Genomic DNA, 24,298 nt, shown 5'->3' with positions numbered 1-24,298 from the left:
ATGGTTTTAGTTTATAAACTGGATTCTAGCTTAAGTATATCTTCTAGTTTTATGTTGGTTCCCGCACCTTTAAATACGGTACCCACTTTTTTCTTACTCAGATGTTCGATATTGAGGTTGTATACTTCTCTGGAAAGCGGGAAGTATTTGACCTCTGTCACAAGTTCTGGTGCATTCTTCATATAGAAATTAACGAATTCATTAATTTCAGGCTTCTCAGCTGATTTGGCATTAACGTAGATGAATATCGGGCGTGATAATGGCTTGTAGCTATTATTCTCTACCGTCGCGGCGGATGGAATTACGCCACCATTGCCACTATCGACAGCAATCGCATTGATTTTTTTGCTATTTTCTATGTAATAGGCAAAACCGAAAAAACCTAGCGCATAGATGTCGCTTGCGACACCTTGCACCAAAACATTATCATCCTCTGATGCGGTAAAATCGCCACGGCTTGATTTGGCCTTGCCAACAATAGCTTCGGTGAAGTATTCGAATGTGCCGGAATCCGCACCAGGGCCATAAAGGTTAATTTTTTTATCAGGCCATGCAGGGTTTATTTGATTCCAGCTAGTGATATTTCCTTGCGCACTAGGTTCCCAGATTTTCTTTAATTCCTCAACAGTGATGGTTTTGCTCCAAGTATTTTTGGGATTAACAACGACGGTTAAGGCATCAAAAGCAATCGGCATTTCAATATATTGCACCCCTGCCTGCTTACAAGCTTCCATTTCCAGCTGCGTAATCGGGCGGGAAGCATTAACAATATCAATTTCATTCCGGCAGAATTTCTTGAAACCACCACCGGTTCCAGAGATACCGACAGTGACACGGACCGCGCCGCGTTTGGCTATTTGAAAGTCTTCAGCGACAGCTTCAGTAATGGGGAAAACGGTACTAGAACCATCAATCTTAACGATCGGACTAGCGTTGGCAACACCTATAGTAACGCATGTGCTGAGAAGTATTGTTGCAATGAGTGCCCTGAAGTGAATCGTATTCGACATTTATTATGCTCTCCAAATGAGTGAATGAAGGGTAATCAGAAGTTACTTGAAGCTGACGCAATATCTTATTACAGAATTATTGCAAGATTATGACATTTTTATTTTTGTCATAAAGTGGATTGGCTCGACTCAATTTTATATCAGCTCTTTAATCATATACAGCATACAGTGTTTTATGAGTATGTCAGATATGTTTCTAAAAAGGCTGATTGTGGAATTCGAATGCCGATTTTTTTATGAAGTGCTGGCAGCTTGTACGGTTTCAGCGATTCGTTCAGCCCAGAAATTAACCTTATGTTTTAATTTACCTTCAACCATTACACGGATAAGCGGTTCCGTACCTGATGCCCGAATAAGAACACGTCCGCTGCCACTCAGATCAGTTTCAGCTTCTTGCTGCACGGACTGGATCGCTTTGTTGGCATTAAAATTAAACATCTTGGGGATTTTTACATTGATTAGTCGTTGTGGGTATAAGGAGACGCCACGCATGAATTCAGACAGTGTTTTATTAGTATCACGCAGTGCATACAAAACTTGCAAAGCAGAAATAATGCCATCACCCGTAGTATGCTTATCCATGCAAATGATATGTCCAGAATTCTCACCACCGAGATACCATCCTTTTTCTTGCAGTGATTCCAATACATAACGATCACCGACATTGGTGCGGAGAAATGGGATATGCAATTTCTTGAATTGAGCTTCTATTGCAAGATTGGTCATCAAGGTGCCAACAACACCACCGGTTAGTATTTTTTTCTGCTGACGATGCTTGGCGATGATGTAGATCAATTGATCACCATCATAAGATCTGCCTTGCTTATCTACCATGATGACGCGATCACCATCACCATCCAGTGCAATGCCCAAGTCAGCATGGTGATGTGTAACAGCTTTTTGCAATGTGGCACAATGAGTAGCACCGCATTCATGATTGATATTCAAACCGTCAGGTTGTACGCCAATGGTGACGACATCGGCGCCGAGTTCATGCATGACATGGCCGGCAATATGATAGGCGGCACCATGTGCACAATCGACCACAATGCGTAATCCGCGCAGATCAAGGTGATAGGGAAAAGTGCTTTTACAGAATTCGATATAGCGGCCAGCAGCATCATCAATACGTTGTACCTTGCCGAGCTGTGCCGAAGGTTTGGTTTCGATGGGAGCACTTAAGCCGGCTTCTATTTTGTGTTCCACTTCATCAGGAAGCTTGCATCCTAAAGCAGAGAAAAACTTTACACCGTTATCCTCAAACAGATTATGTGATGCTGAGATAACAATGCCAGCTTGCAATCGCAGTGCGCGAATCAAGTAAGCGATAGCTGGCGTCGGCATCGGTCCAGACAAAATAACATCCACGCCGGCTGCGCATAATCCTGCTTCCAGTGCAGATTCCAACATATAGCCAGAAACCCGGGTATCTTTGCCAATAAGGACGGTTGGACGCTTCCCTTCCATCAAATGCCAATCGGCAGCCGCCAGAACTTTGCCTGCAGAATAACCCAGATGCATGATGAAATCAGGTGTAATCGGATATTTACCTACACGCCCGCGTATGCCATCAGTTCCAAAATATTTTTTAGTCATTTTAAGAAATTATTGATCAGGATTGGAAAAAGCTTTATGAACGTTTGGTTTGTTAATCTGCTGCTTGTTATACTTCAAAGTTCTGCATGGCGTTGTAGACAGCAAGCGCATCTTTGCTGGCTTTGACATCATGTACACGTACAATTTTTGCACCTTTAACTACTGCGAGCAAGGCTGCAGCAATACTTTCATGAATCCGGCGATCTACACTGTTTCCGGTGATGGTTCCGAGCATAGATTTGCGGGATAAACCCGCCAATACCGGAACGCCAAGTGTTGTCAAATGATCCAGCCGATCGAGTAATGTAAGATTATGCTGCAGTGTTTTGCCAAAACCGAAACCAGGGTCGATAATCAATCGATCTTTCGAGATGCCGACTGTCGTTGCTGCATGGATACGCTGCTCCAAGAAATCTTTTACTTCAGAGACAATATCTTTGTATTCGGGATTTTTTTGCATACCTTGAGGGGTACCTAGCATATGCATTAAACAGATTCGAACATGATTGTTCTGTGCGACAGTTTCCAACGCCCCGGGACTACGCAGTGCATTAACGTCATTAATCATGAAAGCACCTGCAGCTATTGCGTACTTCATCACTTCGGGTTTGGAAGTGTCAATTGAAATAGGAGTATTGGTAAGTGTGAGTGCTTCCAGTACAGGGATAACGCGCTTTAATTCTTCATCAGTGCTGACTTGTTGACTCCCAGGGCGTGTTGATTCTCCACCAATATCCAGTATATCCGCACCTTCATCAATCAGATTCCTGGCATGCGCAATGGCTTGTTGCGTTGACAGATAAAGTCCTCCATCTGAGAAGGAATCGGGGGTTACATTAATAATCCCCATGATGAGTGGTCGATTAGTTGAGAACATAATACTTTTCTGTCATGAAGTTACAATAAGAGAAGGGAATGTAGAAATTAAAACGGGATACGATTTTTGGTCGTATCCCGTTACTCAAATGATTATTGATTAATCAGCTTCTTTTACGATTTCCTGCGGTGCTTCCGGTTCACCTTGTTCATCTGGTTTTACTGATGATTCACCACTTGTGGTTGAAGAAATTGTTGACTGTGGTGGTTTAGGCGGACGTGGTGGGCGGCCTTCCATGATATCGTTGATTTGGTCGCTATCGATCGTTTCCCACTCCAGCAAGGCTTGAGTCATGGCTTCTATTTTGTCCTTATTGGCTTCAATGAGTTTCCGAGCAATCGCATATTGTTCATCAACAATACGACGGACTTCTGCATCGACGGTCTGCATAGTTTTTTCACTCATATTTTTATGCGTAGTCACGGAACGACCAAGAAAAACTTCACCTTCATTTTCACCATAGACCATCGGACCAAGCCTATCGGACATTCCCCATTGGGTTACCATTTGCCGTGCTAGATCTGTTGCGCGCTCAAAATCATTGGAAGCACCTGTTGTCATTTGCTTCATAAAAACTTCTTCGGCGATACGCCCGCCAAACATGACCGAAATTCTCTGCAGTATTTCTTCACGTTCCATACTAAAACGATCTTCTGTGGGCAATTGCATGGTTACACCCAGAGCCCGGCCTCGTGGAATAATGGTTACTTTGTGTACTGGGTCCGTTTTCGGCAATAATTGCGCTACGACTGCATGCCCTGATTCGTGATAGGCAGTATTTCTGCGTTCATGTTCCGGCATGATGAGTGAACGTCGCTCTGCACCCATAAATATTTTATCCTTGGCGCGTTCAAAATCTTCCATGTCTACAAAACGTTTGTTACCACGTGCCGCAAATAGCGCCGCTTCATTAACCAGATTAGCAAGGTCTGCACCCGACATGCCCGGTGTGCCACGTGCCAGAATATCTGCTTTTACGTCAGGTGAAAGCGGTACTTTGCGCATATGCACATGAAGGATCTGTTCACGTCCACGTATATCCGGTAGTGGTACGGTAACTTGACGGTCAAAACGGCCAGGACGTAGTAAAGCGGGATCCAATACATCAGGGCGGTTGGTTGCTGCAATTACAATAACACCCATGGCACCTTCAAAACCATCCATTTCTACCAGTAGCTGATTGAGCGTTTGTTCACGCTCATCGTTTCCACCACCCAGACCGGCGCCACGTTGACGGCCTACTGCGTCAATCTCGTCAATAAAGATGATGCAGGGTGCATGTTTTTTTGCTTGCTCAAACATGTCACGTACCCGGGATGCGCCAACACCGACAAACATTTCAACAAAATCGGAACCCGAAATGCTGAAAAAAGGTACCTGCGCTTCTCCTGCAATTGCGCGAGCGAGCAATGTTTTACCCGTTCCTGGGCTCCCTACCATCAGCACACCGCGTGGAATACGTCCACCCAGTTTCTGGAATTTGGTTGGGTCACGCAGGAATTCGACTAGTTCTGCAACTTCTTCTTTTGCTTCCTCGCAACCTGCGACATCATTGAAAGTTACTGTGTTGGTTGATTTGTCGATCATGCGCGCTTTGCTTTTTCCAAATGAGAACGCGCCGCCATTTCGCCCGCCACCTTGCATTTGACGCATAAAAAATATCCATACGCCAATCAGTAATAGCATCGGGAACCATGAGATGAAGATACTCATCAACATGGATGGTTCTTCATCTGGTTTAGCCTCAACAACAACGCCAGCCTTAAGTAAATCGCTAACCATCCAGGGATCGGATGGTGCATATGTTGTGAAACGTCTGCCATCGGACTTCGTACCTTTAAGCGTACGGCCTTCAATGACGACTTTGGCGATTCTGCCTTGATTTAATTCAGAAATGAATTGAGAATATTCCATTGGCACTTGCGCCGGTTGACGTACGCTGAATTGATTAAATACAGTCATCAACACAAGTGCAATTACTAGCCAAATGGCCATGTTTTTAATTAAGTTATTCAAAATAGCTCCTTGATTTGCACCTTAAAATCATTGATTAGTCATTCTAACTCTATTTTGTAGAATATAACAGAACAGTTCGTGCTGTATAAATTTGCTGTTAAATTGTAATCCTACTATGTACATTCGCCTTAATCACTAAGGGGATCCATTCATTTTTCAGTGATCTTAGTTTTATTTTCTTCCGATCCCTAATAAATATAATTCATTACTGCGATTACGAGAGGCCTTCGGTTTTCTTACTAGTACACTCTTAAATCCGGTACGCATGTCACGGAGAAACTGTTCAGAATCTCGGCCTTGAAAAACTTTGACTAGAAAGTTTCCGCCATAGTTCAGTTGTTCCATTGAAAATGCCAGCGCCAGTTCAGCCAAATACATACTTCTAGCTTGGTCACTGACTACAATACCACTTATATTAGGCGACATGTCCGAAATTATAAGATCCGGTTGATGTTCACCTAAGTGCTTCCTCAATTCAAGTACCGCGTGCTCTTCTCTAAAATCACCTTGGATAAATTCCACACCGGGCAGTGGTGACATGGTCAGAATATCTACGGCAATAACTTTCCCTTTATTACCCACTTTGTGGCTGACAACTTGAGACCAACTTCCAGGGGCCGCACCTAGATCGACAACAGTTATACCCGGTCTTAGTATGTGATCACGTTCAGAAATCTCCAGCAGCTTGTATGCGGCCCGGGAACGATAGCCATCTTTTTTAGCTTGCTTGACAAAAAAATCATTGACATGCTCTTTCATCCAAGCTTTACTAGTTTTAGCCTGTTTCATCAAGTAAAATAATATAATTTAAGAGGATTTATGTTAACACTAACTATTACTCATCGGCGTGAACTAAAAGCGCAAGCACACGCGCTAAATCCGGTTGTGATGATCGGGAAGACTGGTTTGTCGCCTAGCGTTATTGCGGAGCTGGATCGCGGGCTTTTAAGTCATGAATTAATTAAGATTAAAGCTCAGATTGATGATCGGATTGCCAGAAATGTACTTTTTGAGGAAATATGTCAGCAATTGGGAGCAGCGCCGGTACAGCATATTGGTAAAATATTTATTATTTATCGGCCCAAACCGGAAGAAATCGAGAAGAAACCTACGCATACGATCCATAGAAAGAAACGTGAAGCATTTCGCGCCAAGCGTAGCTTTCAGAACTGAATTGTCTGCAGAGCTTTAGATGTACTTAACATCCAATATTTCATATTCTCGTATGCCGCTGGGTGCTTGAACTTCTGCGATATCTCCGGCAAATTTACCGATCAAGGCACGCGAAATCGGGGAGCTGATGGAGATTTTTCCATTCTTGATGTTGGCTTCATCGTCACCCACGATTTGATAAGTAACGATATCGCTACTTTGCAGATCTTCCAATTCGATAGTGGCGCCAAAAACACAAGCTCCGTCTGCATTAATGAGTGCTGGGTTAATGATTTGTGCGTTGGAGAGTTTACTCTCCAATTCCGCAATACGTCCTTCAATAAAACCTTGTTTTTCTTTGGCAGCGTCATATTCGGCATTTTCAGAAAGATCACCGTGTGCGCGCGCTTCAGCAATTGCCACAATGACTGCTGGGCGATGTACCGTTTTCATTTCGTGTAATTCCTTACGCAATGCCTCCGCCCCTACTACCGTTAATGGAATAGTGCTCATTGTAATTTTTTGCCTTTCATTTTCATCTGCTTTATTAATAGTTTAGGAGGACTGATTGCTTATGTCTTAAGTTGTATATGTAATTTCTGTAAATTATAGACCTGCAGTTCACGTCGATTGGTTATACCCATGCACGCAGCGCGTGCGCCCGCTAACGTTGTATAGTAAGTCACTCTCGCCTGAAGCGCGGCATGGCGAATCGAGTAAGAATCACGTATCGCACTGCGCTGATTCTTTACTGTATTGATGATTAAGTTGATTTCTCCATTTTTAATCATGTCTACTATGTGCGGACGACCTTCTGCTACCTTGTTAATAATAGCGACATCCACTCCGGCTTCGGTTATCGCAGCAGCAGTTCCGCGAGTGGCATAAAGGGTGAAACCGAGTTCTGCAAGGCTGCGTGCAATTTCAACGGCATGCAATTTGTCAGATTGCTTCACGCTGATGAAAATCTTGCCGGAAGTTGGTAACCGAACATCTGTCGCTAATTGGGACTTAACAAAAGCTTCGGCAAAAGTGGTGCCCATTCCCATAACTTCGCCGGTAGACTTCATTTCTGGGCCCAATATCGTATCAACACCAGAGAGTTTGATAAAGGGGAATACGGCTTCTTTGACTGAATAATATTCAGGGATTATCTCTTTGGTGAAACCCTGATCAATCAGACTCTTTCCTATCATGCAACGTGCAGAGATTTTTGCTAATTGGAGTCCGGTTGCCTTAGAGATGAAAGGCACAGTGCGTGATGCTCTGGGATTGACTTCGAGCACATAAACTGTATTGTCCTGAATCGCAAACTGTATATTCATGAGTCCAACGACGCTCAATGCGCGCGCCATTTCAGCAGTTTGGCGACGCAGCTCATCCAATATTTCAGGCGGCAAGTTAAACGTCGGGAGAGAACAAGCGGAATCGCCGGAATGCACACCGGCTTGCTCGATATGCTCCATGATGCCGCCGATCAAAACGGTTTCTCCGTCATAGATTGCATCAACATCCACTTCCGTTGCATTGGTAAGAAAATGGTCCAATAATACCGGTGAGTCATGGGAGACCTTAATCGCTTCACGCATGTAGCGCTCCAGATCAGCCTTTTCATGAACAATTTCCATAGCACGCCCACCTAATACATAACTGGGTCGTACTACCAGCGGGTAACCGATTTCTTCAGCAGCGATAAAAGCAGCCTCTGGATTGCGCACAGTCCGATTAGGCGGTTGTCTTAAACCCAGTTGTTGCAGCATTTTTTGGAAGCGTTCGCGATCTTCCGCGCAGTCGATCATGTCCGGACTGGTGCCAATAATCGGCACGCCATTGGCTTCTAAGTCACGAGCGAGCTTGAGGGGTGTTTGCCCGCCATACTGTACGATTACACCATGCGGTTTTTCCACAGCAACGATTTCTAGAACATCTTCCAGTGTCAGCGGCTCAAAATATAAACGATCCGATGTGTCGTAGTCGGTTGAAACGGTTTCCGGATTACAATTAATCATAATGGTTTCAAAACCATCTTCACGTAACGCCAATGCTGCATGAACACAACAATAGTCAAATTCGATACCTTGGCCGATACGATTGGGCCCGCCGCCCAGTACCATAATTTTCTTTTTATCCGTGGGGCGTGATTCGCACTCGTCTTCGTAAGTGGAATACATGTACGCCGAGCTAGTTGCAAACTCAGCTGCACAAGTGTCGACTCGTTTGTAGACTGGCCGCAAGTTGAATTGATGCCGGTAAGTGCGGACCGCAGTCTGTTCGGTATTAAGTAGCTTTGCCAGGCGCCGGTCAGAAAAACCGCTGCGTTTTAGTTTGCGTAATGTCTGTTTATCCAGTGTTTCCAGTTTTGTATGAGTCAATGACTGCTCTTGTTTGACCAGATCCTCAATTTGTGCCAAAAACCAAATATCAATATTGGTCAGTTGCTGCACTTCCTCAATAGACATATCACAACGGAAAGCATCGGCGACAAACCAGATGCGTTCCGGGCCGGGATTAGCCAGTTCGGTTCTGATGGTTTCCAGGTTATCGGTTTTCTCATCCAAACCATCCACGCCCGTTTCCAGTCCGCGCAATGCTTTCTGCAAGGATTCCTGAAAAGTACGGCCAATCGCCATGACTTCACCGACTGATTTCATCTGTGTCGTCAGGCGATCATTGGTTTGTGGGAATTTTTCAAACGCGAAACGCGGCACCTTGGTGACGACATAATCAATCGTGGGCTCAAAGGATGCCGGTGTGATGCCGCCAGTAATGTCATTGCCTAATTCATTCAGGGTATAACCGACAGCAAGTTTGGCGGCGATTTTGGCAATCGGAAAACCGGTTGCTTTTGAAGCCAACGCGGAAGAACGCGAGACACGCGGATTCATCTCAATCACTAGCATTTGGCCATTTTTAGGATTAATCGCAAACTGAACGTTGGAGCCGCCAGTTTCCACCCCGATTTCGCGTAATACGGCGATGGATGCATTGCGCATCAACTGATATTCTTTATCAGTTAGTGTTTGTGCGGGGGCTACCGTAATCGAGTCGCCGGTATGAACGCCCATTGGGTCGACATTTTCAATGGCGCAGACAATAATGCAATTATCGTTTTTATCCCGAACCACCTCCATTTCAAACTCTTTCCAGCCAATAACGGATTCTTCAATCAATAATTCTTTGGTGGGAGAAGTTTCCAATCCACGTTCACAGATATTCAGGAATTCTTCCCGATTGTAGGCTATTCCGCCGCCACTACCGCCCATTGTAAAAGAAGGGCGAATAATGACTGGATAACCAACCATAGCCTGAACTTGCAATGCCTCTTCCATACTGTGTGCTACCGCAGAACGAGCAGAGCCCAATCCAATACGCGTCATGGCTTGTTTGAATTTTTCACGATCTTCAGCCATATCGATTGCTTCACGCGATGCACCAATGAGCTCAACACCGTATTTTTCCAATACGCCATGTTTGACCAAATCCAATGCACAGTTCAATGCAGTCTGACCACCCATAGTGGGCAGTAGCGCCTGTGGCCGCTCAATAGCAATGATCTTTTCGAGCATCGTCCAGGTAATCGGCTCGATATAAGTCGCATCGGCCATCTCCGGATCAGTCATGATGGTAGCGGGATTGGAATTTACCAGAACGATGCGGTAGCCTTCTTCACGCAAAGCTTTACAGGCTTGTACGCCGGAATAATCAAACTCGCAAGCCTGGCCGATAATGATGGGACCGGCACCGATGATGAGTATGGATTGAATGTCAGTACGTTTAGGCATACTTTCTAAGAGGTAAAAATTCCGTCGTTTAGATGCGAGTTATTGGGAAAGCTGATTTTTATAACGCTGCATTATTTTAATAAATCGATCAAACAAATAATCGGCTTCATGCGGGCCCGGACTGGCTTCAGGGTGTCCCTGAAAACAGAATGCAGGTTTATCCGTTAATTCAAATCCTTGCAAACTGCCATCAAACAGTGATTTATGTGTGATGCGCGCATTAGCGGGCAACGTATCTGCATCAACAGCAAAACCATGATTCTGGCTGGTAATGATCACTCGGCCATTATCAACATCCTGTACCGGATGATTGGCGCCATGATGGCCGAACTTCATTTTGATGGTGCGTGCACCCGTGGCCAAGCCCAGTAATTGGAGACCAAGACAAATGCCAAATATCGGGATATTCTTTTCCAGCAATGTTTGGGTGGCAGAAATTGCATAATCACAAGGCTCCGGGTCACCAGGGCCATTGGAGAGAAATACGCCGTCAGGCTGTACCGCTAAAATTTCCTCTGCTGGGGTTTGTGCAGGAAATACCGTTACCTTGCAGCCGCGTTGTGCCAGTTTGCGCAATAGGGTGCGTTTGATGCCAAAATCAAATGCGGCAACATGATATTGGGGATTTTCCTGAATTCTAAAACCCGATCCGAGTAACCATTCACCTTCTGTCCAAAGATAGGATTGCTGGCAACTCACTACCTTGGCAAGATCCATACCGGCTAGACCTGGGAATGCTTTGGCAACTTGTAATGCTTTATCCTCATCAATTTCACCTGCCATGATGCAACCGGATTGCGCGCCTTTTTCTCGTAAAATGCGAGTGAGCTTACGTGTGTCAATTTCAGCGATAGCGACAACATTCTGTTCTTTCAAGAATTCAGCGAATGTCTGGGTTTTACGGTGACTACTGGCTACCAGTGGGAGATCGCGGATCACTAAACCAGCGGCATACACTTTGTTGATGTTGCCGGATTCAAAATCTTCTGGGTTGGTACCCGTGTTGCCGATATGCGGATAAGTCAGAGTGATGATTTGTTGGCAGTACGAAGGGTCGGTCAATATTTCCTGATAGCCGGTCATCGCCGTATTGAAAGCGACTTCACCGGTTTTGATGCCTTCAACACCAATAGACACGCCACGAAAAATTGTTCCATCGGCGAGTGCGAGGATGGCGTGCGGGCGTTGTGACACAAAAAACTCCTTGGTTACGGACAAGATCTGGAAACAGAACCAAGGCCAACAAGTTCTGAATGCCCCGGCTATTGAAGACGGAATTATACGTGAAAAAGGTTTATTTTTCTATTTGTGCTGATACTCATTTGTGCTGATACTCAAATTCCGCGATTGGATTTTTATTCTCTTCCTTTAGGACACTGAAGTAAGCGCGTGGTAATGGAAATAGGGGGGGCAGTAAATTTGATGGGGAATGCGAGCATAACAGAGCTATTTTCTCTATTATCAATACGTTTTAACTTTCCAAGATCGAGTGCGCCCCCGCGTGGGAGGCTAAACCAAGACGATACAGTTGTGGGTCAAGCTACTGAGCGAAGGATTGCCCGGTGCAACTCAGACTGCGTACCCCGAATTGCCGCCATGACGAGCCACGATTCTCGCAAAGCTCGTCCATGGCACAAACTCCATGAGTTGTGTGAACAGCGTCTTTCCAAAGTTCATAGATCACTTTCAGAAGGTTCAATTTCTGGAGATTACTCGAATCTGAGTTTTCGAAATATGATTTCAAATTGACACAGAAATATTTTTTGGAGGGCCCATTCAGTACCGGACTTTACTTTATCATTTCAACAAGTAATCTGCATCAACTCTTATATCTTTATTAAAACAGGGGGACTAGAAAGTAACGCGCATTTATGCATCTTGTTTACTCAAAAACCAACGAAATATAGGAGGATGGGATGAAATCAATAACAAGTGTGGTGCTTGCTGGAATACTATTAACTGGTGTTGCATCGGTTAATGCTGCAGTAACCCCACCCAGCTACAACTTTACCGATTTACATGTGTTACAAAAATTTTCGACTAGCACAGTCACAGGGATTATTAAATGGTCAAGTACTGGATATGAGCGAGGATGGAAAAGTCTTGGTTTCTTCATTTGTTACGGGCATCGGAATTTGGGATACGCGTGCAGATACAGTTACACCGTTTAGTTCTAGTCCTGGATTTTCCCCAAATTCAATGAATAATAATGGCCAAATCATTGGACAAATTATTTTTGGCGGCACCATTCCTTCAAACGCAGCATTTTGGGATAGCATAACATCAACATTCTTGAATCTTAACCCTTCCAGTACCGATAGAACCGTCCCTAATAGCATCAATGATTCTGCACAGATAGTTGGATCTGGTCAGCTCCCTGTACCACCAGGATTTGTTTTTGACCACGCAACCCAGGCTGTTATTTGGGAAAATGGCATCATGAATAAACTTCCAACTCTAGGCAGTGAATTTCATCCAAGCTCTGCTAATGACATTAATAATCTGGGACAGATAGTGGGATCTTACGGTGATCGAGCAGTAATTTGGGAAAATGGACAGATTGATGCGTTACCCATGATTCCATTGTTCGACGGGAGAGCAGTTGCGACAGATATCAATGAACATGGACTGATAGTCGAAATCTCGACGAATGGCCATGATGGTTCACACGGAACGCTATGGTATGGAAACAGGGCAATAGATCTGAATGATTATTTACCTTCTGATTTGAAAGATGCCGGATGGGTATTAACAACAGCAAAGGATATCAATGACGATGGTTGGATCGTCGGTGAAATCCATAAATCCAATGGATCATCCCATGCCATCTTACTCTCTACAACCATACCAATACCTCCGATTCCAGAGCCATCGACATACGCTATGTTGTTGATCGGATTGGGTGTGCCGTGTTTTGTCGTGCGTCGCAGAAAAAAACGTTTAACACTGATAATCGTAAAAAGCCTCGGCTATTGAGAATCATTGTTTAGGATTGATTCTATAAGCATCTTCCCTTGCTTAGAATTTGATTCAGTTGCGCTTTAATTGTGGAAAATCCTTAGCTTCATGACGTATCAATAAACAAACCCCGTGGCAAGACCACGGGGTATTAGAAAAGCTCAAGCTGACGCAGTCTTGGTCTTCTTAAATCGTTTCATCGCCATCTCAAGTTGCTTCGCTCCACTTACCTTAAATCCTTACGGGAGTGACGTGCTGTCACCAGCAGCTACGCATAAAGAACAATACGCCCTTGTCCGTGGATATCGAAAGAGATTCGGAACCCGTCGGCGCGAGCTGCCAGTCACCGGTTTGCAGCAAGGTATCGCCTATGAACACATCGCCTTCGAGTAACAAGCATTCTTCATCGTGTGCGAGACATTGCGATCGTGCTGCCCAAGATGTATCCGCAGCAAGTCGTACAAGCGATGAATGAATTTGTCCGTCATCAAATAACGGCTTGCTTGCTACGCCGGGTGCTAGATCCGACCATTCGCCTTCATTTGCGCGGATGGTGATCAATTCACGGCCATCACCGGGTAAAAAGGCGGTGAGCAGGTCGCGGGCAATTTCGGCGGTGTGGCCTACCGGTATGCCGCGTAAGTACAGCAATGCACCGGTTTCTGAGGCTATCTTTCCATGCCGGCTGCCCGAACGCGCTAAATGGTAGTCGCCAGCACTTACTTTGAGCTCTCCGAGGCTGGCTGAGCCGCGCAGCACCACGCATTCTTCATCTTCATGGTGGCGGTGCATCGGGAGGCTGGCGCCGGGTGCGATGTCGAGCAGGAAAGCACGGGTGTTTTTGTCCAGCGTTTTGGCGCGTACACCCGGGCGAATCTTGCGCCATTTTCCCTGCTCGCTGCGCACGGTGATGCGCGGCGATTCTGCGGTAATGCTGGCATGAATGCGTTGAAAAAGCTGTGCGCGGATTTTTGAGCGTTGCTGTGCGCTGGGCGGTAATGGCTCCAATCCTTCCAACAAAGCGGATTCGATTTTCTGTGCTTGTTCCGAATCTGCTGGATCTAAAGAATAGCGTTTTTTCATCATTCAAAGCCTTTGATTAAATCTTCTTCCAACGCATCGTGTAATTGCTTCAGCGCACGGCGAATATGCGATTTCACCGTTCCCAGCGCTATGCCAGTGGATGTGGTGATTTCCTCATGCGTCAATCCACGAAAGAAAGCCATAGCCACCAATTGCCACTGAACCGGTTCGAGTTGTTGGAGTGCCCGGTTCAATTGATGGTTCGTTTGTGTGGCGGAGAGCAGATCTTGCGGATCGCCGTCACAAGCCGGTTCATGCATCAACAGAAGCTCCGGTTCCTCACAAAGTTCGGCGCTATCTTGCTTGCGTAAATAATCCAACGCCCGGCTGCGTGTGATCGTTAGTAGCCATGCGATGACATTGCCGCGTTGTACGTCGAAACGTGGTGCCTCGCGCCACACTTGCCAATACACATCTTCACTGACTTCTTCCGCCGCTTGAGAGTTACGTGTGATGCGTAGCGCCAATCCATAAACACGTGCAAGGGTCTTTTCATACAACTCTGCCAATGCTTGTTCGTCATGCCCGGCAATTGCGGTGACCCAAGCCTGCATTTGTACTTCTTTCGCGCTGGTGTCGCAACATGTTGTATCACTATTTGTCACTGATCGTTAAACCTTATCTGTCACGAGTAATCCGATTCGCTGGGAGCGGAATAGATTTATTAAACCATATTACTGGCTGAGATTCAGTAGCGCACTGCTTCATCAGGCAACAAGTCCAATGTCAGCACACTAAAAATTGCTGATAATAGAGTGTAGTGAACCGGCTTCGTGCCAATTTTTTCGGAATACGTGCATCGCCGGGTCGCAGCCATTGGGTTTGGATCGGTGAAGGATTGCCACCCAAGGTATCAATGGCGAGACGATTGTATTCTTTTGAAAATTGCTGCCAGAGCAGGTCATTCGGATTGCAATAAACCGGATCGAACGAGCAGGAAATGCCGGGTCCGCCTGAATAAATACCGTAAGGTTTGGATTTTTTTTCGTGGCGATGGACGAAATAAGTGGCCCAACTGGTGGGTGCAAATCCGGTTTTTTGTTGAAAGGCTCGCGTGAACCGATACGATTCGACGATGACTTGTTCCAGTCTGCCAATATCGTGCTCGTAGTACTGAAAATCCAGACGACTTTCCGTTTCTCCGGAGCGCCAGTACTCGTTGATGAAATCATAGCGCGAAAAAACGATGCCTTTCGGTTGCGGTAGGCTGCCGCCGTCAAATCCCCGCTGAATCGCTAGCCTTTTCGCAATTCGATACGCTTCGCATTCGGGTTGCGAGCGCATCGGCTTCACGTTACCTGCCCCAGCCCGGTAACGTTGTTCCACAAAACAGACAAGCTGATGTAGGATGACAACGGCCAGCAATGCGTCGTACCCTTTGCGCAAACACAATAGGCCATCGGTTAGCGCCTCTGGGCTGTCATACGCTTTCAAATCAACATCTGCTCTGCATAAGTTGGCTTGGCGCACTTCGATGACACATTCCACAACAATGCCGGATAAACCGAAACTGCATTTGAATGCGTAAAAAGCGGCAGCATCCTGTTTGTCGGGTAATGTTTGCAGGCTTCCGTTTTCATCGATAGAGAGAATAGCCACGACATGACTGGAAAAATAACCGGGTCCGTCCAAGGACGATTCCTTAGTATCTCCTACCGCGATTTAGCCGACAGTTGCCTCGCCAATTTCTGCCTGAAATGGTATTTCCCAGCCTTGCTGCTGTAGCCAAAGACTCAGTTTTTTCAGCCGGCATCCTGCTTGCACCCGGACCACATGCCTGCCCTGATCATCGGTTTCCAAACCCAGTATTGCATCCAGTTTGCGTGTGCAGAGCAATGTGCCGCCGTCATTAACGATGGTTTCTGTGACCGATAGCATGGAACCCACTGGGCGCACTGGTGTAGGAAATTGTTTCATATCCAGCACAATTGCTTGCACATCCGCGTAGCTGAAGGGCTCCACGTACACAGCGGGTTGCGTGCTGTGGCTTGAACCCCAGTTGCTGAATTTTCGCCCGTCATTTAAAAAAATGCCGTGATAAGGTTGTGCTGTTATTTCTTGCATGTTGGTACTCATTGATCGTTCCTCCTAACGGTATCTTGTTAAACGAGTGATTCATATTTCTTGATGATAGGCGCTGCCGCTAGCAACGGGGTTACTTTTTCCAGAGCATCCCGCATATGTGGCGTGACGAAGTGTGCATCAATCGCTTGTTCATCAGCCCATTCTTCAATAAATAAGAACTCAGCGAGGTGACTGCTATTTCTAAGTAACTAATAATTCAGGCAGCCAATTTTCAAGCGGGTCGGTGCAACGATTGCTTGCAATATGGCTTGTACTTCAACAATTTTGTCGGCGAGCGCAGTTACTTGGGCAACGACTTTGATGGTTTTATTTGACATAGAATTTCCCCATTCTTTCAGTTATTAAAATAATTCCAGAAAAATAAAGCAAAAGCTTCTATTAACCTATACGCAGGAAATATCGGTTTGGATGCAAGCCGGTAATTTTTATGCCGTGAACTGCATAGTTTTTGAGTATGGTCAGTTATAACAGATGCTTTATTTTGTATAAAGTATCTGTTCTATTTGGCTGAATTAAAGAAAGAATTTTATTTTTACAGTTTCTTGCATCCAAATTTCAAGTCTCCGCGTATTAAGTAATGGAGAGATTAAGAAAAGAGATTTATTTCGGAAAACTCCATAAATTTCCAGTATCAGCAGCAGCTATCACTGGGCAAATTAACTTGAAATGAATTGACAGGAGACAAAGTCATGGTTTTTGTACAATCGAAACAACATCACGTAGCCGAATGGGTTAAATATCTCGTGATTGCTTTAATGTACGGACTCGTTGCAATCGATGGCATAAGTTCTGCATTGGCTGACTCGGGTAAAACACCGACGCAACAAACGGAAATCAATGAAAACAACGACAGTGTTCCGCGTTTAGTAGTGGAAAGTGATACTGTCGCGGCTAGGTTAGGCGGTTATCATGGAATTCTTGCGTTTTTGCATAACTTTGCGGTGCCAGCGTTACTTGCAGATAGCGAAATTGCATCATTCTTTGGTAATTTGACCCAAACTCCGGCGGAGATTGAGCAATGCTTGGCTATGATGCTGGACCATGATTTAGGCGGTTCGTCACGGCATAGCGGTGCAACACTCGAATCAGGCCATCGATGCCGTGGTTCTATGCCAAAAATCCACCAAGGACGAAATATTCCCGATGAAGTGATTACGAAATTTTTTGGTATTGTTAGTCAGCAAGCCGAACTTGCGGGTGTGAGTCAGTTTGATATCAAAGCAATTGCTAAGGTACTTGAACGCAGTCGTCCCGGTATTCGTAACAAGTAATTCACCGCTATCAATCTAACAACCCACTGCATGCAGTGGGGTTGTTTATTCATTGCATTAGTAATCCTAAATTTCTCAGTTTGGTTACTTAAGTCGCTCAAGAATTCCATAGATTAAGACTTCTCGAAAAATTCATGGCATCACATCACTGATCTGGTGAGATTTTAATGAACTCAATAAAATTGACTGAAAGCACTGTCGCATATGGTTCATAGCTTAATTAAAGCGACGGTGACACAATTATCATAAATCTTGTTGTGCTTATTTTATGATTATTATTCAATAGATTGCATGTAGTAATTTAACTAAAAGATTATTTTCTTTACCTGAAAGAAATGAAATAGTAAATTGGATGCGATGGTCTTATTGAATTTAGATTTTTCACTGGCGACAGTGAAATTGTTAGTGAACTGCTCTGGTTTCTAATAAGTATTATCGTGATAAAAGGGGCAGTTAATTTCTTATATATTTGAAGGAGGCAGTATTATGGCAAACGTAACTGGAACGAATGGTAACGATACAATTACTCTGGCTTTGGTGTCGGCAGGGGTTGTTGGTTTGCCCACAGTTGGAGATGACTCCATTTCAGCGCTTGATGGCGACGACACTGTTGATAGCGGTGCTCTAATTACACTAATAATCCGTAATCCACCGTAATCTCACTTTGTGGATAATGTCCGTTGCTGTTTGTAGGTTTCAACTTGTGTGGGTAAATCGCCACTTCATGGAAGGATGTGGTCAATACTGGCAATGACCGAACTGTCAGGTTAACACTCGGTTGAGCGCCAAATTCAGCTACTTTATCAAAAAATTCCCTCAGGCTCTGACTACTCGACCGCAAGCAACCGAGTTTACGCCTGTCTGATTGACCTCCGGTCAAATGGAATTTTTATTATCGACTTTGATCTGGGAACAATCTCCTGAGATTTCTTCCGTTAAAGTGCTGTGGAGAATGAACAGTACCGCCGTGTAGGGCGGCACTGTTTTATTTGCAACTGATTGTCTGACCGTATTGGTCGGTCAAAAAAACTACAGGAAGAAATCTCCTGCCACCCAATTAACAGCTAACGGAGCACCATCTTGCACCAGGATTTCAAAGTCGGCGACCAGATTGGCATCGACATTCCCTTGAATAATAGTATTACCGCCGGATTCAATAACTCTGATTTGACCCGCCGCTGAAAATGCAGCAGTGGAAATGAATGCAAAGTTCTGGTTTCCTGCGACTACAGCATTTGCATCAATTGCGGTGAAACTGATCTTATCACCAAGCACGGCACCAACGTCATCGAATCCACTGATAACATCTCGTCCCGCACCAAGGACTGAATCTCCGACAGCAACATATCGGAAAACATCCAGCCCTGTTCCCCCTATCAGAAGATCGGTGCCTGCCAAACCGGATAATGTATCTGCTCCGCTGCCGCCATTAAGCGTATCGTCACCCACATTGCCGGTTAGATTATCCGCTCCGGCACCACCATTGATGTTGTCGTTTCCGCTACCGCCTGTCAAAGTATCCGCTCCGCCGTTACCATTAAGCGTTAGATTGACAGCAACTGTTGATCCATTGATGTTATCCGCTCCATTACCACCATGAAAAACCTCGATGCTGGCTGTGTTGAGGTTAGCAATCGTTATTCCGGTTGTACCACTGACGAAGAGTGTATCATTTCCCAAGCCACCGAGAACACTGACTACTTGATCAGTTACAAACATTGTATCGTCACCATCGCCGCCATTGACCGTATCAGCTCCTCCTCCCGAATTGATACTGTCATTACCGACTCCACCTGTGATGGTATCAATACCGCTTCCAGCATTGATGTTATCGTTGCCATTTCCGCCAATCAGGTTATTATTTCCCTCACCGCCGCTGATGAAATCGTTACCGTCACCACCGTCGATGGTATCGTTGCCATTTACTCCGCTGATGCTGTCGTCACCTGCATTACCGTTAACCGTGTCGTTTCCTTCACCGCCATTTAAGGAATCAGACTCGCTGCCTCCGGTGATGATATCGTTCCCGCCATTTCCATTGATGGTAGCCGCAACGGCTAAAGTGGCGCCATTGAACGTATCATTTCCTTGACTTCCTTGATTGATGCGTTCTATCCCTGTGGTAGCAAGATTAATTGTCCGTCCGGTAGTACCCGATAAGAATAGGGTGTCGGTACCGGTTCCTCCGCTGATGCTGACGAATTGCGTATTCACCTGGATCGTGTCATCGCCATCACCCGCGATGACTGTGTCGGCGCCCCCGCCAGCATTGATGTTATCGTTACCAACTCCACCCGTGATATTGTCGCTCCCGTTTCCGGCTGAGATAGTATCGTTTCCAGATCCTCCAATGACAGTATTATTCCCCTCAGCGACATGAATAGAGTCGTCTCCGTTACCAGCATTGACTGTGTCATCGCCCCCACCCGAACTGATGAAATCATTTCCTAAGCCGCTGGTAATATTATCGTTCCCGCCCCCGGCCGTAATGCTGTTATTTCCATTCCCTGCAACAACGGTGTTATTGCCTTCTCCGGCATTAATGCTATCAGAGCCGCCACCGCCGGTAATCGTATCATTGCCATCATTTCCGTTGATAGTTAATGCGATAGCCAAAGCACCGCCATTGAAATTATCATCGCCTGCGGTTCCTTGTGAAATGCGCTCAATACCGGTGGCTGCAAGATCAATGGTTCGACCCGTAATGCCCGATAAGATCAAAGTATCGGTTCCTGTGCCGCCATTGACACTCACGAATTGATCATCCAACTGAATCGAATCGTCGCCATCACCGGCATTTACAGTATCAGCACCGCCTCCCGCATTGATATTATCATTGCCTAAGCCGCCGAGAATGCTATCACTGCCGCTGTTGGTGAATAATGTATCGTTGCCTGCACCACCATCCAGTGTATTATTTCCCTCATCGGCAAAAATAGTATCGCTACCGTCCCCTCCGTTGATCGTATCGTTTCCGGAGCTGGCACTGATAAAATCATCGCCAGCTCCGGCATTAACTGTGTTGTTTCCCAATCCGGTGTTGATACTGTCGTTAGCGCTACCACCGGTGATTATATCGTTTCCGCCATTTCCATTAAGGGTGAGGGATACAACCATTCCGGAGCCATCAAATGTATCATTGCCTTCGCTACCTTGCTGGACACGTTCAATACCGGCAACTGCAAGATTGATTATCCGGCCCGTGGTACCATCCAGAAACAGTGTGTCGGTTCCCGCTCCTCCATTCAAGGCAACGTATTGAGTGTTAACGCGGATCGTGTCATCACCATCACCAGCATTAACTGAATCAGCACCTTCGCCGCTGTCGATATTGTCATTGCCAAGTCCACCAATAATGGTGTCATTGCCATCACGGCCAAAAATTGAATCGTTGCCATTACCACCATTAAGACTATCGTTGCCATCCCCGCCGTCGATGAAATCATTCCCACCGCCCGCTTCGACGGTATCATCGCCATCCTGCGCCGAAATAAAATCGTCTCCGGCAGTAGGTATACCCACTACGCCTGCCGATACTAAAGCCAGAGTAATCGTATCATTGCCATTTGTTCCAGTTATGTTTGCCATAGCATTGCCCCTTCATAAGAATAATTATTTTATTGAACAGAAACTTATTGAAAACCTTTACTGTTTATCAACAATTGTACTCTAACTATTCAAGCAATATAATTCAATAGGACAATTACGCCTAATTTTCTAGGACATTTGTCCTGGATTAAGAAGAGGCGGATTCAAGTTCGAAGTGCAACTTTTGTAAGCGAATTTAGGTGGCAAGCTGCGTTAATATCGGAGCCACTTAAACGACCAAGTAAAAGGAGCACAGATGAAGCAATACAAGCAGCTTACCAGCGGACTACGATACCAGATTTACGGACTGAAGCAAGCTGGTTTGAATCAAACCGAGATCGCCGAAAAGATCGGCGTAGACAAGGGCACGGTTTCACGGGGGAGCGCTAACGACAGCATTAATGCGGGGCAAGGAAACAACACTGTAAATGGTAATGCGGGTGACGATTCAATTAGCGCGGGTTCTGGAAACGATGCATTAAGCGGAGGAGATGGTAACGACAATATAAATGCCGGTGAGGGAATTAACACATTAAATGGTGGCTTAGGCAACGATACATTAAATTCCGGAAGTGGAAATGACAATATACTCGGCGGTGATGGAAACGTTAGCATTAGCTCGGGCGGCGGTTCTGACACAGTCGATGCCGGCGCTGGTGATGATAAGATTCAGGTAAGCACGCAATTTGTAAGTGTTAGCGGTGGGCTTGGGACTGATACACTGTTTTTGTCGGGGGTTACAGGTCGAATAATAGATCTTGCAGCTACGGGTATTGAACGTATTCAACAAGGAAGCGAGGGAGACGATACGTTTAACGGTGCTGCTACGGCGGTAGCACTGATTGTCAATGGGAATGGTGGTAATGTGACACGATCAGTGGCGGAAGTGTGTCTGATAGCATTAACGCCGGGCTAGGGAATAATACAGTAAATGGCGGTGCAGGTGATGATTCGATCAGCGCCGGGTCTGGGAATGATGCCCTAACCGGGGGAGACGGCAACGATAGTATCAACGCGGGTGAGGGAACTAACACACTGGACGGCGGTATAGGCAACGATACATTAAATGCCGGCAGTGGGAGTGACAATATCCTGGGTGGTGTAGGAAACGATAGCATTAACGCGGGCGGCGGTGCTGACACAGTCAATGCCGGTGACGGCGATGATACGATCCAGGTTGACACTCAGTTTGTAAGTGTTATCGGAGGGCTTGGGACTGACACGCTGTTTTTGTCGGGCGACGTAGGTCGAACAATCAATCTTGCAACTGCAGGTATTGAACGTGTTCAACAAGGCAGTGAGGGAGCTGATACGTTCAATGGTGTGGCAATGGCCGTGGCCTTGATCATCAGCGGGAATGGCGGGGATGATATCCTCACGGGGGGAGCGCGGGTGACACCTTAAACGGTGGCGAAGGGAATGACAATCTCGTCGGGAATGCAGGTGATGACAGTCTAAGCGGTGTGGGCGGGGATGATACGATCAACGGCGGTGATGGCAATGACTTTATTAGCGCCGGGGATGGAAATAATTCTTTGATCGGAGGTAATGGGGATGACACGATTTTTGCCGGAAGCGGAAATGATACGATCACCGGTGGAGTCGGGAACGATAATATCAATAGTGGTGGCGGTATCGATGCGGTAAATGCAGGTGATGGGGATGACACTATTCAGGTGGACACACGGTTTACCAGTGTTATCGGAGGATTAGGGACTGATACTTTGTTTTTATCGGGTACCCTAGGTCGAACGATCAATCTCGCTACGGCTGGGATAGAACGGATTCAACAAGGAAGTGAAGGGAATGATACGTTTAATGGCGGCGCAATGGCTGTGCAGGTCATTATCAATGGGAGTGGTGGTAATGACAATATCACCGGTGGCAGTGCCGGTGATTTCATGAATGGTGGTGAAGGCAACAACACGATCACCGGGAATGCAGGCGACGATAGTATGACTGGAGGTGGAGGGAACGATACGTTGAATGGAAATGACGGCAACGATTCGATCAACGGCCAAGAAGGTAATAATATTGTCGATGGCGGAACTGGTAACGATAGCATTCTAACGGGTAGTGGCATCGATAACATCATCGGAGGTGCAGGGAATGATTCCATCAATTCTGGTGCTGGCGCTGATACAGTCAATGCTGGCGACGGCGATGACACGATTACTATAACTGATCAAGCGACAAGTGTTATCGGTGGCTTAGGTGCGGATACACTCATTATCAGTGGAACTACGGGGATTTCCATAAACCTCAATACGGCTGGAATTGAAGTCTTCCATGGCGGCAATGGGCCCGATAATGTTGATGGGTCGGCCGTTCTCAGCAATCTGACAATTAATGGCAACGCAGGGACAGACACCTTAACTGGCGGTAATGGAGCTGACAATATCAATGGCGGTTCCGGGGCTGATACGCTAAGTGGAAATGCAGGCAACGATTTTCTGAACGGTAGTGGCGGATCCGATACACTGCTCGGTCAAGCCGGAACTGATACTTTGATAGGCGGAACAGGACTCGATTTCTTCCGATTTACCGCGATTGGGGATTCAGTCCTCGGTGTCGGGCACGACATTATTTCTGGCTTTGATGCGGTGGGGGTTGTACTCGGAGATCGAGTTGATGTTAACGCGATTGATGCGAATACTGGTGTCGCAGGGAATCAGAATTTTACATTTATTTCAACGGCAGCATTCTCAGCTGCTGGTCAGATCAGGGTTCTTGAGTCCGGTGGAAATACTATTATCCAGGGTAATGTAGATGCCGCTCTTGGAGCTGACTTTGAGATTTTGGTGCAAGATGGGATTAACGTAGCTGCTGATTGGACAGTAGGGGACTTCTTCCTATAAGGGAGCGTCTGTGTATTACAGA

Annotated in this window: 22 protein-coding genes and 3 pseudogenes; 9 read left to right on the top strand and 16 right to left on the bottom strand. The window is 45.9% G+C overall.

The window, feature by feature from the left end; translation table 11 throughout:
* Positions 1-11: 11 nt before the first annotated feature.
* The 5 genes from ACH10T_RS04310 to ACH10T_RS04290 form a co-directional block, all read right to left on the bottom strand.
* Entirely contained in the window at positions 12-1,010 is a 999-nt protein-coding gene (locus ACH10T_RS04310; RefSeq protein WP_394808092.1) for a PstS family phosphate ABC transporter substrate-binding protein, read from the bottom strand.
* 234 nt (positions 1,011-1,244) lie between these two features.
* The gene (gene glmM, locus ACH10T_RS04305; protein WP_394808091.1) at positions 1,245-2,606 is read right to left on the bottom strand and encodes a phosphoglucosamine mutase; all 1,362 of its coding nucleotides are present in this window, start codon (positions 2,604-2,606) and stop codon (positions 1,245-1,247) included.
* 67 nt (positions 2,607-2,673) lie between these two features.
* The gene (folP, locus tag ACH10T_RS04300) at positions 2,674-3,483 is read right to left on the bottom strand and encodes a dihydropteroate synthase (RefSeq protein ID WP_394808090.1); all 810 of its coding nucleotides are present in this window, start codon (positions 3,481-3,483) and stop codon (positions 2,674-2,676) included.
* A gap of 99 nt (positions 3,484-3,582) precedes the next feature.
* Positions 3,583-5,499: an ATP-dependent zinc metalloprotease FtsH gene (ftsH, locus tag ACH10T_RS04295; RefSeq protein WP_394808089.1), complete on the bottom strand. Its 1,917-nt coding sequence runs from the start codon at positions 5,497-5,499 to the stop codon at positions 3,583-3,585.
* A gap of 171 nt (positions 5,500-5,670) precedes the next feature.
* A complete protein-coding gene (locus ACH10T_RS04290) occupies positions 5,671-6,288 on the bottom strand; it encodes an RlmE family RNA methyltransferase (RefSeq protein ID WP_394808088.1) in 618 nt (205 codons plus the stop codon).
* 30 nt (positions 6,289-6,318) lie between these two features.
* Here ACH10T_RS04290 and ACH10T_RS04285 point away from each other — a divergent pair, with 30 nt between their 5' ends.
* Positions 6,319-6,672, top strand: coding sequence for a YhbY family RNA-binding protein (locus ACH10T_RS04285; RefSeq protein WP_394808087.1), 354 nt, complete (start codon positions 6,319-6,321; stop codon positions 6,670-6,672).
* Between the two features lie 15 nt (positions 6,673-6,687).
* Here the strand turns inward: ACH10T_RS04285 and greA are convergent, their stop codons facing one another.
* The 4 genes and pseudogenes from greA to ACH10T_RS04265 all read right to left on the bottom strand — a co-directional run.
* Positions 6,688-7,164, bottom strand: coding sequence for a transcription elongation factor GreA (greA, locus tag ACH10T_RS04280; protein WP_394808086.1), 477 nt, complete (start codon positions 7,162-7,164; stop codon positions 6,688-6,690).
* Positions 7,165-7,223: 59 nt separating this feature from the next.
* Positions 7,224-10,433 carry a carbamoyl-phosphate synthase large subunit gene (carB, locus tag ACH10T_RS04275; protein ID WP_394808085.1) on the bottom strand — a complete coding sequence of 1,070 codons (3,210 nt, stop codon included), beginning with the start codon at positions 10,431-10,433 and terminating at the stop codon, positions 7,224-7,226.
* A gap of 39 nt (positions 10,434-10,472) precedes the next feature.
* Positions 10,473-11,627 carry a glutamine-hydrolyzing carbamoyl-phosphate synthase small subunit gene (gene carA, locus ACH10T_RS04270; RefSeq protein WP_394808084.1) on the bottom strand — a complete coding sequence of 385 codons (1,155 nt, stop codon included), beginning with the start codon at positions 11,625-11,627 and terminating at the stop codon, positions 10,473-10,475.
* 387 nt (positions 11,628-12,014) lie between these two features.
* Positions 12,015-12,110, bottom strand: a pseudogene (locus tag ACH10T_RS04265) (DUF4372 domain-containing protein); the annotation flags it as partial.
* 239 nt (positions 12,111-12,349) lie between these two features.
* Between ACH10T_RS04265 and ACH10T_RS04260 the strand changes: the two are divergent.
* Positions 12,350-12,604: a hypothetical protein gene (locus tag ACH10T_RS04260; protein WP_394808083.1), complete on the top strand. Its 255-nt coding sequence runs from the start codon at positions 12,350-12,352 to the stop codon at positions 12,602-12,604.
* Positions 12,605-12,632: 28 nt separating this feature from the next.
* Positions 12,633-13,409 (top strand): PEP-CTERM sorting domain-containing protein, encoded by a 777-nt coding sequence (locus ACH10T_RS04255; protein ID WP_394808082.1) that lies wholly within the window; start codon positions 12,633-12,635, stop codon positions 13,407-13,409.
* 240 nt (positions 13,410-13,649) lie between these two features.
* Here the strand turns inward: ACH10T_RS04255 and ACH10T_RS04250 are convergent, their stop codons facing one another.
* From ACH10T_RS04250 to ACH10T_RS04225, 6 genes and pseudogenes are all read right to left on the bottom strand, one after another.
* Entirely contained in the window at positions 13,650-14,474 is an 825-nt protein-coding gene (locus ACH10T_RS04250; RefSeq protein WP_394808081.1) for a cupin domain-containing protein, read from the bottom strand.
* Complete coding sequence (locus ACH10T_RS04245; protein ID WP_394808080.1) at positions 14,474-15,079, bottom strand: sigma-70 family RNA polymerase sigma factor; 606 nt, start codon at positions 15,077-15,079, stop codon at positions 14,474-14,476. The genes ACH10T_RS04250 and ACH10T_RS04245 overlap by 1 nt, the downstream gene beginning before the upstream one ends.
* 121 nt (positions 15,080-15,200) lie before the next feature.
* Positions 15,201-16,106, bottom strand: coding sequence for a hypothetical protein (locus tag ACH10T_RS04240; protein ID WP_394808079.1), 906 nt, complete (start codon positions 16,104-16,106; stop codon positions 15,201-15,203).
* 30 nt (positions 16,107-16,136) lie between these two features.
* On the bottom strand, positions 16,137-16,550 hold the full coding sequence (locus ACH10T_RS04235) for an FAD-binding protein (RefSeq protein ID WP_394808078.1): 414 nt from the start codon (positions 16,548-16,550) through the stop codon (positions 16,137-16,139).
* Positions 16,551-16,576: 26 nt separating this feature from the next.
* Positions 16,577-16,735: pseudogene (locus ACH10T_RS04230) on the bottom strand (putative quinol monooxygenase); the annotation flags it as partial.
* 12 nt (positions 16,736-16,747) lie between these two features.
* Positions 16,748-16,876 (bottom strand): putative quinol monooxygenase, encoded by a 129-nt coding sequence (locus ACH10T_RS04225; protein ID WP_394808077.1) that lies wholly within the window; start codon positions 16,874-16,876, stop codon positions 16,748-16,750.
* Positions 16,877-17,248: 372 nt separating this feature from the next.
* On the opposite strand from ACH10T_RS04225, the gene ACH10T_RS04220 reads away from it, so the two are divergent.
* Positions 17,249-17,830, top strand: a complete 582-nt coding sequence (locus ACH10T_RS04220) for a hypothetical protein (protein WP_394808076.1) — start codon at positions 17,249-17,251, stop codon at positions 17,828-17,830.
* A gap of 486 nt (positions 17,831-18,316) precedes the next feature.
* A complete protein-coding gene (locus ACH10T_RS04215; protein WP_394808075.1) occupies positions 18,317-18,487 on the top strand; it encodes a hypothetical protein in 171 nt (56 codons plus the stop codon).
* A gap of 372 nt (positions 18,488-18,859) precedes the next feature.
* Here ACH10T_RS04215 and ACH10T_RS04210 read toward each other — a convergent pair whose 3' ends face one another.
* A complete protein-coding gene (locus tag ACH10T_RS04210; RefSeq protein WP_394808074.1) occupies positions 18,860-21,418 on the bottom strand; it encodes a beta strand repeat-containing protein in 2,559 nt (852 codons plus the stop codon).
* 256 nt (positions 21,419-21,674) lie between these two features.
* On the opposite strand from ACH10T_RS04210, the gene ACH10T_RS04205 reads away from it, so the two are divergent.
* The 4 genes and pseudogenes from ACH10T_RS04205 to ACH10T_RS04190 all read left to right on the top strand — a co-directional run bounded on the left by ACH10T_RS04205 (position 21,675) and on the right by ACH10T_RS04190 (position 24,276).
* Positions 21,675-22,334, top strand: a complete 660-nt coding sequence (locus ACH10T_RS04205; protein WP_394808073.1) for a helix-turn-helix domain-containing protein — start codon at positions 21,675-21,677, stop codon at positions 22,332-22,334.
* Positions 22,307-22,822 carry a calcium-binding protein gene (locus tag ACH10T_RS04200; protein WP_394808072.1) on the top strand — a complete coding sequence of 172 codons (516 nt, stop codon included), beginning with the start codon at positions 22,307-22,309 and terminating at the stop codon, positions 22,820-22,822. Before ACH10T_RS04205 ends, ACH10T_RS04200 begins: the two co-directional genes overlap by 28 nt.
* Before the next feature lie 23 nt (positions 22,823-22,845).
* Positions 22,846-23,046: pseudogene (locus ACH10T_RS04195) on the top strand (calcium-binding protein); the annotation flags it as partial.
* Between the two features lie 201 nt (positions 23,047-23,247).
* Positions 23,248-24,276, top strand: a complete 1,029-nt coding sequence (locus ACH10T_RS04190) for a calcium-binding protein (protein WP_394808099.1) — start codon at positions 23,248-23,250, stop codon at positions 24,274-24,276.
* Positions 24,277-24,298: the final 22 nt, after the last annotated feature.

Source organism: Nitrosomonas sp., assembly GCF_043753625.1.
In the GTDB taxonomy this organism is placed as follows: domain Bacteria; phylum Pseudomonadota; class Gammaproteobacteria; order Burkholderiales; family Nitrosomonadaceae; genus Nitrosomonas.
Note: the sequence above shows the minus strand (reverse complement) of the source record. Positions and strands in the feature narration are given on the sequence as shown.